The sequence below is a fragment of the Mycetocola tolaasinivorans genome (assembly GCF_003667565.1).
In the GTDB taxonomy this organism is placed as follows: Bacteria; Actinomycetota; Actinomycetes; order Actinomycetales; family Microbacteriaceae; genus Mycetocola; species Mycetocola tolaasinivorans.
This window is the reverse complement of record NZ_RCUX01000001.1, coordinates 306,996-325,584: the sequence shown is the minus strand read 5'-3', so window position 1 is coordinate 325,584 and position 18,589 is coordinate 306,996. Positions and strand designations below refer to the sequence as shown.

12 protein-coding genes are annotated in these 18,589 nt (G+C 66.5%); 5 read left to right on the top strand and 7 right to left on the bottom strand.

The annotated features are described in order from the left end of the window. Positions 1–103 precede the first annotated feature (103 nt). Complete coding sequence (locus tag D9V32_RS01485) at positions 104–1,195, top strand: ComEC/Rec2 family competence protein (RefSeq protein WP_121647121.1); 1,092 nt, start codon at positions 104–106, stop codon at positions 1,193–1,195. A 9-nt stretch (positions 1,196–1,204) separates the two neighbouring features. Here D9V32_RS01485 and D9V32_RS01480 read toward each other — a convergent pair whose 3' ends face one another. The 3 genes from D9V32_RS01480 to D9V32_RS01470 form a co-directional block, all read right to left on the bottom strand. Beyond that, positions 1,205–2,296, bottom strand: a complete 1,092-nt coding sequence (locus tag D9V32_RS01480) for a Zn-dependent alcohol dehydrogenase (protein WP_121647120.1) — start codon at positions 2,294–2,296, stop codon at positions 1,205–1,207. Positions 2,297–2,466: 170 nt separating this feature from the next. Next, the gene (locus tag D9V32_RS01475) at positions 2,467–3,036 is read right to left on the bottom strand and encodes a TetR/AcrR family transcriptional regulator (protein ID WP_121647119.1); all 570 of its coding nucleotides are present in this window, start codon (positions 3,034–3,036) and stop codon (positions 2,467–2,469) included. 170 nt (positions 3,037–3,206) lie between these two features. Continuing rightward, positions 3,207–4,997, bottom strand: a complete 1,791-nt coding sequence (locus tag D9V32_RS01470) for a BCCT family transporter (RefSeq protein ID WP_121647118.1) — start codon at positions 4,995–4,997, stop codon at positions 3,207–3,209. A 157-nt stretch (positions 4,998–5,154) separates the two neighbouring features. Here D9V32_RS01470 and D9V32_RS01465 point away from each other — a divergent pair, with 157 nt between their 5' ends. Further along, entirely contained in the window at positions 5,155–5,991 is an 837-nt protein-coding gene (locus D9V32_RS01465; RefSeq protein ID WP_121647117.1) for a hydroxymethylpyrimidine/phosphomethylpyrimidine kinase, read from the top strand. A 113-nt stretch (positions 5,992–6,104) separates the two neighbouring features. Here D9V32_RS01465 and D9V32_RS01460 read toward each other — a convergent pair whose 3' ends face one another. From D9V32_RS01460 to D9V32_RS01450, 3 genes are all read right to left on the bottom strand, one after another. Then, positions 6,105–7,589 (bottom strand): glyceraldehyde-3-phosphate dehydrogenase, encoded by a 1,485-nt coding sequence (locus D9V32_RS01460; protein ID WP_121647116.1) that lies wholly within the window; start codon positions 7,587–7,589, stop codon positions 6,105–6,107. A gap of 161 nt (positions 7,590–7,750) precedes the next feature. After that, entirely contained in the window at positions 7,751–10,870 is a 3,120-nt protein-coding gene (locus D9V32_RS01455) for an AAA family ATPase (RefSeq protein ID WP_121647115.1), read from the bottom strand. Further along, complete coding sequence (locus D9V32_RS01450) at positions 10,867–12,018, bottom strand: exonuclease SbcCD subunit D (RefSeq protein ID WP_121647212.1); 1,152 nt, start codon at positions 12,016–12,018, stop codon at positions 10,867–10,869. Before D9V32_RS01450 ends, D9V32_RS01455 begins: the two co-directional genes overlap by 4 nt. 148 nt (positions 12,019–12,166) lie before the next feature. On the opposite strand from D9V32_RS01450, the gene D9V32_RS01445 reads away from it, so the two are divergent. The 3 genes from D9V32_RS01445 to D9V32_RS01435 all read left to right on the top strand — a co-directional run bounded on the left by D9V32_RS01445 (position 12,167) and on the right by D9V32_RS01435 (position 16,375). After that, positions 12,167–13,630 carry a DHA2 family efflux MFS transporter permease subunit gene (locus tag D9V32_RS01445; RefSeq protein ID WP_245981912.1) on the top strand — a complete coding sequence of 488 codons (1,464 nt, stop codon included), beginning with the start codon at positions 12,167–12,169 and terminating at the stop codon, positions 13,628–13,630. Positions 13,631–13,785: 155 nt separating this feature from the next. Continuing rightward, positions 13,786–15,279: an APC family permease gene (locus D9V32_RS01440; RefSeq protein WP_121647113.1), complete on the top strand. Its 1,494-nt coding sequence runs from the start codon at positions 13,786–13,788 to the stop codon at positions 15,277–15,279. A gap of 163 nt (positions 15,280–15,442) precedes the next feature. Further along, positions 15,443–16,375, top strand: coding sequence for a methylated-DNA--[protein]-cysteine S-methyltransferase (locus tag D9V32_RS01435; RefSeq protein WP_121647112.1), 933 nt, complete (start codon positions 15,443–15,445; stop codon positions 16,373–16,375). Positions 16,376–16,512: 137 nt separating this feature from the next. On the opposite strand, the gene D9V32_RS01430 is transcribed toward D9V32_RS01435, so the two are convergent. Then, complete coding sequence (locus tag D9V32_RS01430; protein WP_121647111.1) at positions 16,513–18,588, bottom strand: ABC transporter ATP-binding protein; 2,076 nt, start codon at positions 18,586–18,588, stop codon at positions 16,513–16,515. Between the last annotated feature and the right edge of the window lies 1 nt (position 18,589).

The following is an 18,589-nucleotide window of genomic DNA, read 5'->3' as shown; positions in this document are numbered from 1 at the left end:
TCGGGTTCGCTCCTGCCAAACCCGCGTTTGGCCCCGCACGACCCGTTTACCTCGCGGCCATCCGGCCTCGCCACACTGGGATCACGACCGTGAAAGGTACCCGATGAACCCGCGCTCCGCATCCGCTGCACCGGCACACGCCGCACCCGCCGAACCGGCCCACACCGAACCGGCCCACACCGATGGCTCAGCCGGCGGCACCACCGGCAGTCTTGCCCGCGTGCGGGTGAACGTCCTCAACGTCGGGCAGGGGTCCTGCGCGGTCATCCGGGCACAGGATCGCGTGATCCTGATCGATGGCGGGGCACGCCGCGAGTATGCCGTGCGCACCGACCCCCTCGCCTGGCTGCGCGCCCACGGCATCACCCGAATCGACGACCTCATCCTCACCCACCTGCACCGCGATCACGTGCAGGGGCTCGTCGAGGTGGCCCGACACTTCACCGTGGCGCGCGCCCACCTCCCCTACCCCGCGATCGCCCACCCGCCGATGGGGGCGGCCCGCCGCTCACGGTTCCGCGCGGATGCCCACGTCGATACCCCGGACGGCCAGCTGCAGTCGCTGCGGGAGTTTGCCGAGCTGAGCGCCCTGCTGGGGGCGGCCGGCAGCGAGATTGTGCCCGCCGATCCGGGGGCTCCCACCGAGGTGTGGCGGGCGGGGGCCGTGCGCCTGACGCGCGTCTTTCCGGTGCCCGGCGACACCCCCTATACCCCCGCTCTCGTGGCCGCGATCGGCGAGCTGAGTGAGGATGACGCCGATGTGCCCGCCCTCGAGGCGCTGGCCGATGAGATCTCCGAGGCGGCAAACGCCGAATCCGCGGTGTACGTGCTGCATTCTGTGTCGGGCTCGGGCGAGGAAGGGGCGGGCGAGGGTGCCGTCATCTTTGCCGGCGACCACGCGGGTGAGGGCTCGCACTGGGACGACATCCTGGAGCGAGACTCGGCGGGGCTGCTCGATCAGGCCCTCTGGCTGCTCCCCCACCACGGCGGCGACGACGGGCCCGACGCGGAGTGGTACGCCGAGCGCAATCCGCGCGCCCTGCTCGCCTCGGTCAACACCGACCACGCGCACTCAAACGCGCAGTACTGGGCGGGGCTGCGAGCCCGCACCGGGATCACCGTTCTCGGCACGCACGAAAGCGACCCCGCACCCATTGCGGGTACGGGGTCGGGAATCGAGCTGTACTTCGGCTAGGCCAAGCGCCTAGAAGACGATGACGCTGCGCGCCACCCTGCCCTTCTTCAGCTCTTCATAACCCTCGTTGATCTCCTCAAGTGAGATGGTCTGCGAGACCAGGTCATCGAGGTTGAACCGGCCCTGGGTGTAGAAGTCGGCGAACATCGGCACGTCGTGCTTGAAGTTCGTGGATCCCATCACCACGCCGCGCAGGCCCTTCTGCATCGGCAGCATCGAGGTGATCGGGTCGATCTCGAGGATGGTGCCGGGCTTCTGCATGCCGATCAGGTAGGCGGTGCCGCCCACGGCGAGGATGTCGTAGGCCTGCATCGCGGTGGCCTTGAGGCCGATGACCTCGAAGGAGTGCTTGACGCCGCGTCCGTCGGTGAGGGCCTTGACCTGCTCCACCACGTCGCCGTCGGCCGGGTTGACCACGTGGGTCGCGCCGAACTTCTTGGCCAGCTCCAGCTTTGCCGGCTGCAGGTCGATCGCGATGACGCGGCGGGCACCGGCGATCGCCGCGCCCTGCACGGCCGAGAGGCCCACGCCGCCACAACCGATCACGGCCACGGTGTCGCCCACGCGCACGGCGGCCGAGTTGATCGCCGCACCGGCGCCGGTCACGACGCCGCAGCCAAGCAGCGCGGCCTTCTCGAACGGGATGTCCTCATTGACCACCACGAGGTTGTTTTCGTGGACCAGGACCTGCTCGGCGAAACCGCCGATGTCCATGAACCCGAAGACCGGCTGGCCATCCAGGCTGTAGCGCGGCTCCTGGTCGGCGGTGCGCTGCACGAAGGTCGGGTTGTAGCACTCGTAGGAGCGGCCGGCGCGGCAGGCCTCACAGGTGCCACAGTGGCCGACCAGACAGGCCACGACGTGGTCGCCCACGGCGAACTCGGTCACGTCGGGGCCGATCTTCGCGACGATTCCGGAGATCTCGTGGCCGAGCAGGCCGGGCAGCGGGTATCCGAAATCGTTTTCGGCCACGTGCAGGTCGCTGTGGCAGAGGCCGCTGGCCTTCACCTGCACGGTGACCTCGCGTCCGATCGGCTCGGCAATGTCCACGTCGCGAATAACAAACGGCTGGCCAACTGCCTCGATGATGGCGGCTTTCATGGGGTTTCCTCACTTTCGGGTCGGCTTTGACCCGGGATGATGCGACAACAGGGATCCTGTCAACGGTGGGTGACCGTCCCGTTAATTAAGCAACACTTGTCGCACAAATACAAGACCGAACACGCCGGTCTTGCGAGCTCCCGGCCCCAAATGCCCGAGCGGGTCCTCCCCTAGCTCCACCAGGCGGGAAACAGCGCGTGCACCCCCGCCACAAACTCCGCGCGCGAAATTGTGGATCCCTCCGCCGTCCAGGCATCCACCGCCCCGGTAAATCCGTAGGCCAGGAACCGCGAGATCAGCGCCGGCGGGATCGGCGGAACCAGGCCGGAATCGCCGGTGGCGAGCAGCCGCTCGCAGGACTCGGTGAAGTGATTGATCAGCACATAACGGGCGGCACCGCTCGTGGGCTCGGCAAACGCGTGCCGATACACCAGCGCGAAACGCTCCACGTGATCGGCCACCTGCTCGACGGACTCCCCGATCAGGCCGAGCAGCGAGCCGTTCGCGCGCTCCGTGCGCCGATCCCAGTCATCGGCACGGATCTGATCCAGATCCTCACTCAGCACGCGCGCCAGCAGGTCGGTGGGCGATTCGGCGTGCCGGTAAAACGTGGCACGGTTGATTCCCGCGGCGGCCGTGATCTGTGAGACCGTGAGCCCGCCCAGCGGTTCGGCCGAGGCCAGCGCGATAATCGCATCATCCAGCGCCGCGCGCGTGGCGCGAATGCGGGCATCAACCATGGTTTTGTCCCCTCCGGGTCGCCCGAAGCGACGGCCCCACCTCCGACACTACCGAACGGCTCGCCGCGACACGGAATCGTCCGCGCCCCGCTCACCGCTCGGAACCGCGGCCCGGGAAACGACACATGCCGGGAGGGTGTTCCCTCCCGGCATGTGAGCGATGCCGACGACTAGGCCTGGGGCTTCCCGGGCGGGGAGCCCGGCTCGTGGGCCACGTCGTACTCGGTGTCGGCCTCGGAGTGGCTCACGGAAACCCCGGCATCCGCCGGAGACTGCGCCACGATATCGATCGCCGAGGTGGCGACGCGCACCTGCGGGAGTCCACGCCGGCGGCGCAGGAACCGCGCACCAAATCGGGTGAGCGGGGCCTGCTCGAGCGGTTTATCGACCTCCAGACCGTAGTAGTCACCGATCTGGTTAACAAAGGCCGAGCGTCGGGCCTTCTCGTACGCCCGAATCTCGCGCCGGAACGCGACGGCCGTGGCCCAACAGATACCGAGCATGATGACCGAGAACGGGAGCGCGATGATGATCGCAGCGGTTTTGAGCGCCTCCAAACCGCCGGTCAGGAGTAGCGCGATCGCGAGCAGCGAGGAGCTGCAGGCGAAGAACACGCGAATCCACTTGCGCGGCTCGGCCTGACCGCCGGTGGCGATCATTCCCATCACCAGGGCACCGGAGTCGGCGGAGGTCACGAAGAAGATCGCGATCAGGATGATCGCACCGATCGTGAGCACCGAACCGCCCGGCAGGTTGTTGAGCATCTGGAACAGCGCACCCTCGACATCCACGGTATTGCCCGGGCCGATCAGGCCGCCACCCCCGTTCAGCGCCTGGAAGATCGCGGTGCCGCCCAGCACGCTGAACCACAGGAAGGTGATCAGCGTCGGTACGAGGATCACACCGGTGATGAACTCACGCACGGTACGGCCACGGGAAATGCGGGCGATAAAGATACCAACGAAGGGTGCCCAGGAAATCCACCAGCCCCAGTAGAACGTGGTCCATGAGGCCTGCCAGGCCTCACCCTCGGCGCCGGAGAACGCCGACACGTTGAAGGAGAGCCCAATGAAGTTCTGCAGGTAGTTACCGATCGACTGCACAAAGTCACGCAGCAGGAACTGCGTCGGACCGACGATAAGAATGAAGAGCACCAGCATCGCGGCGAGAATCAGGTTCGTGTTCGAGAGCCACTTCATGCCCTTCGAAACGCCCGACAGCACCGAGAAGAGCACCGCTCCCGTGATCACCACGATGATGATGACGTTGCTGAAGTCGGTGGATTTGAACAGGCCGGCGTGCTCAAGGCCGGCACCGATCTGCAGCACACCGAAACCGAGCGAGGTGGCCACGCCGAACATGGTGCCCACCAGGGCGATCACGTCGATGAGGTTTCCCCACCCGCCACGGACGTTTCGCCCGAGGATCGGTTCGAGTGCCCAGCGAATCGAAATGGGGCGACCGCGGCGGTGAATCGCGTAGGCGAGCGCCAACCCGATCACCACGTAGATGGCCCAGGCGTGCACGCCCCAGTGCAGATAGGTCTGCGAGAGGGCCTGTTGTGCGACCTGCACGTCGGTGCCGGTGACACCCGGGCGTGGATTCGCGAAGTGGCTGAGCGGCTCGCTCACGCCATAGAAGACGAGGCCGATTCCCATACCCGCGGCAAACAGCAGGGAGAACCAGGAACCGAGCGAGAACTCGGGCTCGTCATCGTCCTTACCCAGTTTGATATCGCCGAACTTTCCGAAGCCCATCCAGAGGCAGAACACCACGAAGAAGGCGGCAATGAGGACGTAGTACCAGTTGAAGTTCTTAACAATCGTGGACTGAATGGAGGCGAATGTTGATTCGGCAAACTCCGGGGCGATCATTGCAAACGCCACAAACAGCACCACGATGATCGCGGCGGGCCAGAAGACCCAGCGACTAAACGGCGGAGATTTCTCTACGGTAGTCATAAATAACAGCGTAACGAATCGCCGTACAATCGGCCGTTATTTAGCCAACCCGGGCGCTTCGGCTGGCGCTGACCGCTCGATTCACGCCGTCCACTTCCTCCTAATTGGCCTGGATTTTGACTCAAATTGGCTTGGTTGACGCGACTACCATGGACCCATGTCTTTCGAAAATGCCCCGCGCCCCGCGATCACCCTGACCATTGCCGGATCCGAAGCCACCGGCGGTGCCGGCGCGCAGGCCGACCTCAAGACCTTCCAGGAACTCGGTGTGTACGGCATTACCGCGCTGACCTGCATCGTCTCGTTCGACCCGAAGGACAACTGGAACCACCGCTTCGTTCCCGTGGACGCCGGGGTCATCTCCGACCAGCTCGAGGCCATCCAGACCTGCTACGCGGGCTCGCTCGACACCGTCAAGATCGGCATGCTCGGCAGCCCGCTCACCATCTCGACCGTGCGCACCGCACTGCAGAACCAGGAGTGGAAGAACATCGTTCTCGACCCGGTGCTGATCTGCAAGGGCCAGGAACCCGGCCATGCCCTCGATACCGACCAGGCACTCAAGGCGGACATCCTCCCCCTGGCCACCTTCGTGACCCCGAACCACTTTGAAGCGGAATCGCTCTCGGGCATCACCATCAACACCGTCGAAGACCTCGCCGAGGCCGCGAAGATCATCCACGACATCTCGGGTGCGGTAGTGCTCGCCAAGGGCGGCGTGCGCATCCCCGGTGCCGACGCCGTGGACGTCTTCTACGACGGCACCGTCACCGAGTTCCTGAGCGCGCCGAAGGTGGGCGAGGTTGCCGTCTCCGGTGCCGGCTGCTCGCTGGCCGCGGCCATCACCGCCGAGCTCGCCAAGGGTGCCACCCCGCTCGAGGCCGCCCGCACCGCGAAGGACTTTGTGACCGCCGGCATCGCCGCCCGGGTTTCCTCCAACGCACCCTTCGACGCCCTGTGGCAGGGTGGCGCTCGCGCGGTAGCCGCGGTCTAGCGCTTGCGCTAGCAGCGTTCGCGTTCGAGTTCGCGTTAAGGGATTGTCGGCCCCATCCCCCCTCTCTGTCAGGGGGATGGGGCCGTTCGCCGTTGCGCGCGGCGAGTGATCGGTTAGGCCGGCACCCGTGCGGGCAGAACCCGCGGGTGCGCCCCGGCCATGCGCTCCAGCACACGCATGACCTGGCAGCTGTAACCGAACTCGTTGTCATACCAGACGTACAGTATGAGGTTCTTGTCTCGGACGATCGTGGCGAGTCCATCCACGATGCCGGCGCGGTGCGAACCCACGAGATCGCTCGAGACGAGCTCGGGTTCGGCCACAAAGTCAATCTGCTGACGCAGGGTCGAGGACGCCGCCACGCGGTGCAGGCGCTCGTTCACCTCGTCGCGGGTGGTCGCGGTTTCCAGCTCGAGGTTGAGCACCGCGAGTGAGACGTTGGGGGTGGGCACCCGGATCGAGCTGCCGGTGAGCTTACCCGCGAGTGCCGGGATGGCCTTGGCCACCGCGGTGGCGGCACCGGTTTCGGTGAGCACCATGTTGAGGGCGGCCGATCGGCCGCGGCGATCCCCGGTGTGGAAGTTGTCGATCAGGTTCTGGTCGTTGGTAAACGAGTGCACGGTCTCAACGTGGCCGTGATCCACCCCGTAGGCGTCCTGGAGCACGCGCAGCACCGGGGTGATCGCGTTGGTCGTGCAGGAGGCCGCCGAGAGGATGCGATCCTCGGCCGTGATGGTGTCGTCGTTGACGCCAAAAACCACGTTTTTTATCGCGCCGCGACCCGGGGCGGTGAGCAGCACGCGGCCGGCACCCGGGGCGGCGAGGTGACGCTCAAGTCCCGCGGCGTCGCGGAAGCGGCCGGTATTATCCACGATGATGGCATCGTGGATTCCGAGCGCCGCATAGTCGATGCTCTCGGGGTCAGCGGCCGAAATCACCCGGATCAGGGTGCCGTTGGCGAGGATCGAGGAGTTCGCCTCATCCACGGTGACCGTACCGGGGAAATCGCCGTGCACCGAGTCGTGCCGCAGCAGGCTGGCGCGCTTTTTGAGGTCGTTCTCGCCACCCGGACGCACCACGATCGCGCGCAGGCGCAGGCCGTGCCCGCCGCCCGCGTGGGTGATCAGAAGGCGGGCGAGGATTCGACCGATCCTGCCGAAACCATAGAGCACCACGTCTCGCGCCTCGCCGTGATCTCGCTGTTCCCCGGCACCGGCAGCGGGCGAGACCCCGGCGGGCAGATCAAGGGCCGCGCGGAGGTGCCGCACCGGATCGGTGCCGCCCTCGCGGCGCCAGCCCGCGCTCAGCGCGGTGAGATCGAGCGAGACCGGGCCGGGCTCGATCTCGGTCAGGGCATCCAGAATGAGTTCGAGATCGGCGAGCTCACGGTCGACCCCGGTGAGGTCGTCCGGGTGCACGGCGGTACGGGTGATCGTCCCGAGGACATCGATCGAGGCGAGCCCGATCAGGCGACGCCCACCGAGTGAGGTGACCACCCCGTGCGTGCGATACAGCGCCCCCACCCGGGAAACGATTCGGTCGGCGGCCGCCTCCTGGGCGAGCCAGCGGCGGCGGTGCTCTCGAATGTCGGTATCCACGCTGATCCTTCGTTCCGGCCCCGGGGTGTGGGGCTTCTGGCATCGTGGCGGGTGGTGCCACGCTCCGAGACTAGGGGAAACGATGGATCAGATTGGGGCGTATTTCTCCGAAAGTCGCGTCAAAAAACGCGGTTCTTAAACGGGGGTTAAAACCGCGGGGGCTAGTGCGTGATGCGGCTCGGTCCGGCGGCCGTGGCGGTCACGGTGAGGCGGGAGGGGATCATCTCCTGCATGGCCGGCACGTGGCTGATTACTCCCACGGTACGTCCGCCGGCGCGCAGCCCATCGAGCGTGGCCATCGCGACATCCAGGGTCTCGGCATCGAGCGAGCCAAAGCCCTCATCGATGAACAGCGTGTCGAGCGTGATCCCGCCCGCGCGCTGGGTCACCACCTCGGAGAGCCCGAGCGCCAGCGCGAGCGATGCGAGGAAGGATTCCCCGCCCGAGAGCGAGAGCGGCGAGCGGGTGGCACCGGTGAAGGCATCAAAGATCGCCAGCCCGAGGCCGGACTGCGTCTTTCCATGCTGCACGGCATCGTCGTGTTCGAGCCGGAACCGGCCGCCGCTCATCTCCTGCAGGCGCAGGTTTGCGGCACGCACGATCTCCTCCAGCTCCGCCGCCAGCACGAAGCTCTCCAGGCGCATGCGACGCGCGTTGTTTTCGCCACCGCGCACCACCACGGTGAGCGCCCTCAGCCGTTCAAACGCGGCCAGTTCGGCGGCGATATCCGCCTGGGAACCCGCCAGCTGATCGAGCAGGGTTTCCAGGGTTTGATGCCGGCTACGCTCGTCGTGACGAAGCTCGGCGGCCGTATCGCGGGCGCTATCGGCAACGCGGGCGGCCTCGCGCTCGGCCTCCGGGTCGACCAGGGTGTCTGGGAGGTCCGCGAGGTCCGGTTCGCTCAGGCGGCCGGCCACGGCGGCCAGTGCGGTATCGTGGCGGCGGATCCGCTCGCGCAGGCGCTCCAGATCCGGACGCACCGCTTCCTCGGCCGCCGCAGCCGAGGAAAATCCGTGCTCGATCAGGGCCGCGGTTTCGGCCTCGAGGGCTGCCGCAACGCTCTCGCGGGCGCGACTCAGATCCGCCGTCGAACGGGCACGGTTCTGCGCGAGATCACGGGCATGCGTGGCCGACTCGATGGCCTCGCCCAGCGAGTCAAAGCCCGCATGGGCCGTGGCGACGCGCTCGCTCAGCGCGGTGAGCGCGGTGCGCGCCTCGGTGGCGGCGGACTCGGCACTCGCGAGGGCATCGCGTGCGTCCCGAATGCGCTGATCAGCGAGACGCTGCTCCTCCTCCAGGGCGGCGATGGCCTCGTCCAGCTCGGGCAGCTCGGCACGGGCGGCCTCGGCCGCCTCGCGCTCGGCGGCGCGCTCGCGGCTCGCGGCATCCAGGCGTTCCCGCACCGACGCGGTGCCTGCGAGGTCCGCCAGCTCGTGCGTTTCCACGACGGGCACGGCATCCCCGGCAACCCGCTCCCGCAGTGCGGCCCGGGTACTCTCCACCTCGGCGAGACGGCTGGTCGCGCCGCTCAGGGTCTGGGCGGCGCGCGTCACGGCCTCCTCGGCGGCCTGCACGTCCCCCTCTCCCACGGCATCCGGTTCCGCAACCGCGGGGGCCGGATGAGTGGTACTGCCACACACCGGGCAGGGCTCGCCCGGCTCAAGATCGCCGGCGAGTTCCCCGGCAAAGCCCGCGAGGCGACGGCGCAGAATCTCGCGCTGATGGGCGGCCGCCGCAGCCTGGGCATCCGCGGCCTCCCTCGCCAGCTCGTGCGCGGCGTCAATCCGTGGGGCAAGGTCTTCCAGCTCGGTGAGGGCGGCACGTCGTACCCGCAGGGCCTCCGTCGCGGCGCGCAGGGCCGGGGCGTTCTGGGCGATCAGGGCGGCCCGCCCACGCGCGTCCCGTGCCAGGGCGAGATCCGCGGGCACGCACTCGGCCCGCAATACCGCGGCGTCTCGCGCGCCCTCGGCGCTCGTGGAGGCCACGGTTGCCGTATCGAGGGCACCGCGCAGACGCGGAAGTTCCCGGGCGGCACGCTCCTCCTCCTCCAGGCGGCCCAGCGCCCGGGTGCGGAGGTCGGCGAGGGCGGCGAGGGCCTCGGCACCCGCCGCGGCGTCCCCCAGAAGCATTTCGTTCAGCTTCGAATCATTCTGGTCAGAATCATTCAGCGACGTCATGCTGCCGGCCAAGGCCTCGGCCTGGGCCTGCTCCACATACTCACCGTGCACCCTCTCGGCGGTGGCCTGCACCGCCGCGGCCGCGCGCCGAGCCGCCAGGGCGGGGCTGACCCGCAGGGCACGCTCCGCAGCGGCGGCCTCGGTCGTCAACCCGGCAATAGCGTCGGAATCCGCCAGCAGGGTGGCGTGTTCCTCCCGGGCGCGGGTGAGACGCTCCTGACGTTCGCGCACCCCCTCGCGTTCGCGCAGCCGCTCGCGCGCCGTACGCGCCTCGGTCTCCACCCGTTCGAATGCCGCGGTGACCCGCCTCAGCGACTCCGCGGAGGCCCCGCGGGCACCGGCGTACCACTCTGGATCGGGCACCGCGGGCATGTCCTGCCCCGCGAAGTATCCGGGCGTCGCCTCGCCATCGACCGGCTCGGAAACCGCCTCCGGACTCGGCCGCGCATCACGCATACGCTCCGCCAGGGCATCGGCAGCCTGCTTACGCACGCTGATCGTCCCCTCGGCCGCCCGCATGCGCTCAAACAGATCGGTCTCATAGCGTTCGAACCGGGCGGTGCCAAAGAGCGTGCGCAGCAGCTTGAGGCGATCCTCGCTCTGTGCGCGCAAAAACTCGCCGAAGCGGTTCTGGGCGAGGAGGATCACCTGCAGGAACTGTTCGCGCTTGAGCCGCACGATATCGGAGAGCATCTGACCCACCTCGCGCGGCAGCGCGGACAGCGCCTCCCAGCCATCGGGGCGCTGAATCCACAGTTCCGCGGTCGGCTTCTGCCGAGTAGTCCCGGTACCGCGCGCCTTAGGCCGGTCATATCCCGGCGAGCGCAGCACCCGATAGCGCTCGCCCCCGGTCGAAAACTCGAGCTCCACCACGGTTGGGTCTCCGGGCCCGCAGTGATCGCTGCGCAGCTTGCCCGGGGCACCGTCATAGCGCGGGGCGCCGTCGTACAGGGCAAAGCAGATGGCGTCCAGAATGGAGGACTTCCCGGCCCCGGTTTTTCCGGCGATGAGGAACAGCCCCTCGGCCTCAAAGGCGTCGAAGTCGACCTCCTGGGTGTCCAGGAATGGGCCAAATCCCGTGATGCTCAGTCGGTGAATTTTCATGCGAGCCCCCGGCCCTGTTCGGTGCGGATGAGGTCGGTGATCAGCGCGCGTTCCTCATCGTCCGGCCCCACGCCGTCGCGGACGAGTTCGAGGAAGCCGGCGATGATCTCATCGTCCGCCCGCTCGCGCACCCGCGCCGAGTAGTTTTCCCCGCTGTCCGGGATGACCCCCTCGGGTTCGTGTTCGAGCGTCACCGCGAACGGGAATCGCTCCTGCAGGCGGCGCATCGGATCGAGCGGGCGCACCGGATCGGTCAGCCGGGCCGAGATCCAGTGATCGAGCACCGCCTCGTGGGCGGGGTCGGCGAGAATCTCTTCCAGGGTGCCGCGCAGGATACTCAGCGGGCGCGGGATCGGCAGGTCCACCCAGCGCACCTCGCCGAGGCCGCCCGCATCCAGCTCCGCGATCCAGGCCCCGCGCGGCTTATTCGCCTCGGAGAACGAGTAGTGCAGCGGGGCGCCGCTATAGCGGATGTGTGACGCAAGGGTCGCGCGACCGTGAATGTGGCCGAGGGCCACGTAGTCCACACCGTCAAACACGTCGAGCGGAACCGATTCGATACCGCCCGCGGTAATGTCACGCTCCCCATCGCCGCCGTGCGCTCCGGTGGCAAACACGTGGGCGGCAACGACGGTGCGCGCCGCCGGGCGGCTCTCGATATCCGCGCGAATGCGGTCCATCGCGAAGCGCAGGGTACGCTCGTGACCGCGCAAATCGGCATCGGGATAGCGGTAGCGCAGCAGCGCGGGCTCCAGATAGGGAATGCCATAGATGAGGACGGGCCCGTGCTCGTCGCTGAGTTCGATGGGCTCGTCCAGGCGCTCCGGGTCGGTGCGCACGTACACCCCCGCATCGGCGGCGAAGTCGGCGAGGAAACCGAGGCGCTGCGCGGAGTCGTGATTGCCCGAGGTGAGCACAATCCGCACGCCGGTGCGGTGCAGTTCCCTCAGGATCATGCCGAGACTGGCATACGACTGCGCGGAAGGGGTGCCGGTGTCAAAGATGTCTCCCGAGACCACCACCACGTCCACCCGTTCGGCAACCACGATGGCGCTCAGTTCTTCCAGCACCCGTTCCAGATGCGCCAGGGTGCTCGCCCCGTGGAAGCTGCGACCGACGTGCCAGTCGGAGGTATGCAGTAGTCTCATACCTCCACGATACCGATCCGGGCACTCCCGCCCGGAAACCGCGCACACGCCAATCGTTCATCAGGCCGTTACCGCGGCGCGGAATGAAACGACCGGTGCCTCGGTTAGATCCCTTGATATCCCCGCAATCCCCAGAGGAAGAGTCTTTTTGTCATCTGTAACCACCACACCCGTCTCCGACGAGGTCGCAACCACCCGACGCAATAATCGGGTCATCGCGCTGCTGATCGCCGCCGCGTTTGTGGTGATTTTGAACGAGACGATCATGAGCGTGGCCCTGCCCGCGCTCACCACCGATCTCGGAATCACCTTCGCCACCGCACAGTGGCTCACCACCGGTTTCATGCTCACGATGGCCGTCGTCATCCCCATCACCGGTTTCCTCCTGCAGCGCTTCAACACCCGTCCGGTCTTTATCGCCGCGATGTCACTCTTCTCCCTCGGAACCCTGATCGCCGCGGTGGCCCCCGGGTTCGCCGTGCTCCTGATTGGCCGGGTTGTCCAGGCCAGCGGTACCGCGATCATGATGCCCCTGCTGATGACCACCCTGATGACGCTGGTCCCGGCCGATAAGCGCGGCCGCATGATGGGCTCCGTTTCGATCGTGATCTCGGTTGCCCCGGCAATCGGTCCGACCCTCTCCGGCCTGATCCTGCACTACTTCTCCTGGCGCTGGATGTTCGGGCTGGTTCTGCCAATCGCCCTGATCATGCTGATCGTGGGTATCCGCAGCATCCGCAACGTCACCGAACCGCGCGTTGTTCCGCTCGACGTGCTGAGCGTCATCCTGTCGGCCCTCGGTTTCGGTGGCCTGATCTTCGGTATCAGCCGCATCTCCGAGGAGACCACCGACGGCGGGCTGGTCCTGATCATCTCGCTGGTCGTGGGTGCCCTCAGCCTGGCCGCGTTCATCGTGCGTCAGCTCTTCCTGCAGCGCCGCGACCAGGCCCTGCTTGACCTCCGCACCTTCACCTCCGCCAACTTCACCGTCAGCATCCTGATGATGGTGGTGGCGATGGCCGCGCTGTTTGGCACCATCGTGCTGCTGCCGATCTATATGACATCCGCCCTCGACATGGACACCGTCGAAATCGGCCTGTTCATGCTCCCCGGTGGCCTCGTGATGGGTCTGATGGCGCCGTTCGTGGGTCGCCTGTTTGACCGCTTCGGCCCGCGGCCGCTGCTCATCCCGGGCACGCTGATCATGAGCGCCACCATGTGGTTCCTCTCCACGATCAACCCGAACACCACCGTGTACGTACTGCTCGCCGCTCACATCGTGCTGAGCTTCGGCCTCGCGCTGATGTTCACCCCGCTGTTCACCGTGGCAATGGGATCGGTCAAGCCGTCGCTGTACTCGCACGCGAGTGCAATCGTCGGTACCGTGCAGCAGGTGGCCGGTGCCGTCGGTACCGCCCTGTTCATCACGATCATGTCGATCCAGGTGGCCGCCCAGCTCGAAACCGGTGCGACTCCGGCCCTGGCCACGACCGCCGGCGTATCGCAGGCGTTCCTGGTGGGTGCTTTTATCGCCACCGCGACCGTCATCATCGGACCGTTCATCCGCAAGCCGGCTGACCTGCCGGAGGGTGCCGCGCCGATGGCGCACTAACACCCCGCGCTTTACGCCCCGGTGTGAGGTTCTTCGGAGCCGCACACCGGGGCGTTTTTAATTGCGGGCCGGGCGATGCCCGACTGAATTTCGGCGAGTGGGGAAAAACCTGCAAGACTGAGTTTTCTTCGTTTTCCTTCACGACTTGGACTTTTGTGAGCAGCTCCTCGAATCCCCGCACCGCCCTGGCCACCCAGCTGGCCCGCCGGCGCCCCATCGATGTGCCCGGGGCGGATTCGGGAGACTCCCCCGGGCTCAAGCGCAGCCTCGGGCTCTGGCAGCTCACGATGATCAGCATCGGAGCGACCCTCGGTACGGGCGTTTTTGTGGTGCTCGGCACCGCGGTCCCCATGGCGGGGCCCGCGGTATGGATCGCGTTTATCGTCGCCGGAGTCACCGCGATGCTGTCTGCGCTCTCCTACGCCGAAATGGCCGGAAGCGTGCCCGTGTCGGGCTCCAGCTACTCCTACGCGTACGCGACGCTCGGCGAGGGTCTCGCCTGGGTGTGTGGATGGTGCCTCGTACTCGAATACGCGGTATCGGTGGCCGCCGTCGCGGTCGGTGCGGGCGAATATGTCAACGACGCCCTCGGGGTGTTTGGTTGGACGCTGCCGCAGGCGCTCGTCGCGGGGCCCGATGGCGGCGGGATCATCAACCTCCCGGCCGCGGCCATCGTCCTTCTCGCGACGTTCCTGCTCGCCCGCGGGACGAGCGAATCGATCACGGTCAACACCATCATGGTGGTGCTGAAGATCGCAACCATGCTGATGTTTATCGGTATCGCTTTCACCGCGTTCAACTCGGGAAACCTCGAACCGCTCGCCCCGATGGGTACCGCCGGCATTGCGGCCGCCGCCTCGCGCCTGTTCTTCTCCTACATCGGGTTTGACGCCGCCTCGACCGCGGGCGAGGAGGCCGTCAACCCACGGCGCGATCTGCCCCGCGCGATCCTGCTCTCCCTCGGTATCGTCACGGTGATCTACATTCTGGTTGCCCTCGCCGCGATCGGTGCCCATCCCTGGACCGAATTCACGAATAATGGCCCGACCCTCGCGGCGATCCTCGACGAGATCACCGGAACGCCGTGGATCACCCTGGTCATGGCAATCGGTGCCGTCATCGCTATTGCTAGCGTTGTGCTCACCGTGCTGTACGGGCAAACCCGGATCCTGATGAGCATGGCCCGCGATGGAATGGTTCCCCGGGTCTTCCAGCGCATCTCGGCCAAGAGCCACACCCCCGTTGCCGGCACCCTCATCATCGGTATCGCCGTGGCGATCACCGCGGCCCTCATCCCGCTGGGCGAGCTCGCCGACGCCACCAGCATCGGCACGCTGTTCGCGTTCGCCCTGGTAAACCTCGCGGTGATCTACCTGCGTCGCACCCGGCCGACCCAGGCGCGCACGTTCCGGGTGCCCCTCTATCCGGTGGTCCCGATCCTCGGTTTCCTGTGCTGTGTGGGCCTCATGATCAGCCTCGGTACCAGCACCTGGATCGTCTTTGTCATCTGGATGGCAATCGGTATTGTCTGGTACCTCGCATACTCCCGCAAACACTCCGTGGTGGGGCGACTCAGCGCCGAGGAGTACGCCCAGGCCGTCCGCGCCGGCGAGGCCCACGCGGCCACGCGCGCGAACGAGGCCGAGTAGCCGGCACGGTGTTTATCCCCAGCTGGGCACAGCGAGAGTTGTTCTCCACAGATTGTCCGCGAACCCGATAGGCATACCCACTCCCTGATGGACTGAAGCCCTCACAACCATCACGGAGCGAACCGGGCGCAGGTACCCCGCAGCTCCACGACAGGGGGCACTCATGCGCAGAACCTCGGCCACAACCCGCCCGCGCTTCATCGCGGAACCCGACCCACCCCGGCAGGCACCCGTGTTGGTTCCGATTTCACAGCCGGTTCCGGGTCCGGTATCAGCTCCGGGTATCGATGCCCGCGAGCCTCGGCTGCGCTCTCGAGATTCCCTCCTGCTCCATCAGCTCATTCGCGATCAGCGGTTCCGCTCCCGCTATCACTCGCAGCTCGCCGCCGCGGGCCCAGAGGGCAGGGCGGTGTTAGACGAGCCCTCCGGCGTTTTGAGCACGCAGGCACCCGCCGCGGCCCCCGGGAGCCCCGAGGAAGCGAAGTCTCGGGAGCATCGCGTTCGAGAGCGTGGTTTCGACAGCGCCGACGGAGAGCCCCGGGCCCTCGATCTCGACGAGGCCACCGTGGACTCCCCCTGGGGTCCCCTGATCCTGCTCGCCTCCCCCGACGGTCTCCTCCGCGTCCGATTCGGCGATCATCCCTCTCGCGGCAGCCTCTCCCGCGTGCCCGAGTCTCCGCCGGTGCGCCCCGTCCCGGATCTCGACGAACTCACGCGGGGTTTCCAGCGTGCACCGACGCAGTCTTCCGCGCACCTACGTGCCGCATGCGATCAGCTGCGCGAATACATCGAGCACTCTCGAGAGCGCTTCGAGCTAGCCCTGGATCTTGCCCCCATCGGCGCGTACCACCGTGCCGTCCTCGCCAAGCTCTCCCATATTCGCTACGGCCACACGATCAGCTTCAGCGAGCTCGCCGCGGCGGCAGGCCGGCCGCGTGCGGCCCGCGCCGCCGGTGCCGCCTGCGCCCGCAACCCGCTGCCCATCGTGCTCGCCTGCCATCGCGTCATCCTCTCCGACGGCACGCTCGGCGGCCACGTCGCCGGCCCCGATATCAAACACGCCCTCCTCACCCACGAGGGGGTGTTCGGAAAATGAACTTTCACCCTGCCCGCGCACACAACGCGGCCACCCACACAAAACGGGGCCGTGTGAGGAAACATCCACATCACACGGCCCCGTCTGAGGCGACTCGGGCTACTCCACACCGGAGCGGCCCGAGCGGGTCCTTCGCGCTAGGCGGAGGGCTGCACCGGAATCGAGCCGGTAGCGGTCACCAAGAGGGGATCAACCTCCTCCTCGGCGGCGGTCGCACCGGAGAACTGCGACATGTACAGGTTGTAGTACGCACCGCGAGCCTTCAGCAGCGATTCATGCGAGCCCTGCTCCACGATTCGACCCGACTCCATCACCAGGATCGTGTTGGCATCCCGGATGGTGGAGAGCCGGTGCGCGATCACAAACGAGGTGCGGTCGCTACGCAGCGCGGCCATCGCCTGCTGCACCAGCAGTTCCGTCCGGGTATCCACCGAGGACGTCGCCTCATCAAGAATCAGCAGCGAGGGCTGTGCGAGGAAGGCACGCGCGATCGTGATCAGCTGCTTCTCACCCGCCGACACGTTCGATCCGGCATCATCCAGAATCGTGTCATAGCCATCCGGCAGCTGACGAACAAACCGGTCCACAAACGTGGCCTGCGCCGCCGCGATGACCTCCTCATCCGTGGCGTCCAGGCGTCCGTAGCGAATGTTGTCTCGAATCGAGCCCTCGAAGAGCCAGGCATCCTGCAGAACCATGCCTACCTTGGAGCGCAGCTCCTGACGCGGGACCGTCGTGATATCCGTGCCATCCACCAGAATGCGCCCACCCTGCAGCTCGTAGAAGCGCATCACGAGGTTTACCAGGGTCGACTTACCCGCACCGGTCGGTCCCACGATCGCAACCGTGTGCCCCGGCTCGGCCTCGAACGAGAGATCCTCAATCAGGCTGGTCTCCTCGCTGTACGAGAAGGTCACGTGCTCAAACTCCACATGGCCCTCGGCCCGCTCGGGCAGGGTGCCCGTCGTGTTGTCCTCGCTCTGTTCCTCGGCATCCAGCAGCTCAAAGGTGCGCTCCGCCGACGCCACACCAGACTGCAGCATGTTGGCCATACCGGCCAGCTGACCGATCGGGCTGGTGAACTCACGCGAGTACTGAATGAACGCGGTGGCGTCACCCAGCGTCATCGAGCCGGTAGCCACGCGCAGGCCACCCACCACGGCGATACCCACATACGAGAGGTACGACACAAACTGCATCGCCGGCATGATGATGCCCGAGATGAACTGTGCACCAAACGACGCCTTGAACAGCGACTCATTGCGCTCATCAAAGCCCACGAGCATGTCCTTCTGGCGGCCAAACAGCGTCACCAGGTCATGCCCGGAGAACGACTCCTCGATGTGGCCGTTCAGCGCGCCGGTGTTCTTCCACTGCGCGGCAAACAGCTTCTGCGAGCGCGTCCCGATCACACCGGCCACGATCGCCGACAGCGGCAGAGCCACCAGCGCGATCAGGGCCAGCTGCCAGGACACAATAAACATCATCACCACGATGCCGATAATCGTCAGCACCGCCTGGATCATCTGCGCAAAGGCTTGCTGCAGCGCATTCTGAATGTTATCCACATCGTTGGTCACCCGCGACAGCAGGTCACCGCGCTGGCGGGTATCAAAGTAGTTCAGCGGCAGACGGTTGAGCTTCGTCTCGATATCGCGACGCAGGTTGTAGACAACCTTCATCACGAGCTTGTTCAGGATGTACCCCTGCGCCCACATGAAGAAAGACGAAATCAGGTACATCGCCAACACGATAAAGATCAGTCGGCTGAGGTTTACAAAGTCGATTCCCGTACCCGGGGTGAAGTTGATCTTCGACAGCATGTCCGCACGAGACTGATCCCCCGAAGCCACCAGCCCGGCAATGACCTGCTCCTTGGTTGCGCCAGCCGGCATCGAGGCACCGATCGCGCCACCAAAGATCACGTCCATCGCCTGGCCCAGAATCTTCGGAGCGATCACACCCAGCACCACGGAGATCACTACCATCGCAACAACGATGGACACCCCCAAGCGCTCGGGTGCCAGCAGGCCCATCAGTCGCTTCGCCGAGGGCCAGAACGCCTTCGCCTTCTTGGGCGGCGCACCGCCACCAAACATGTCATCGCTCGAGCCGGCATTCAGCTCGCGCTCGTCGAACAGCTCCTCCTCAAGCCTCTCCTCGGCCAGCGGGACCGTGGTACTCGTGTCACCGTTACTCTTTTTCCGTGCCATG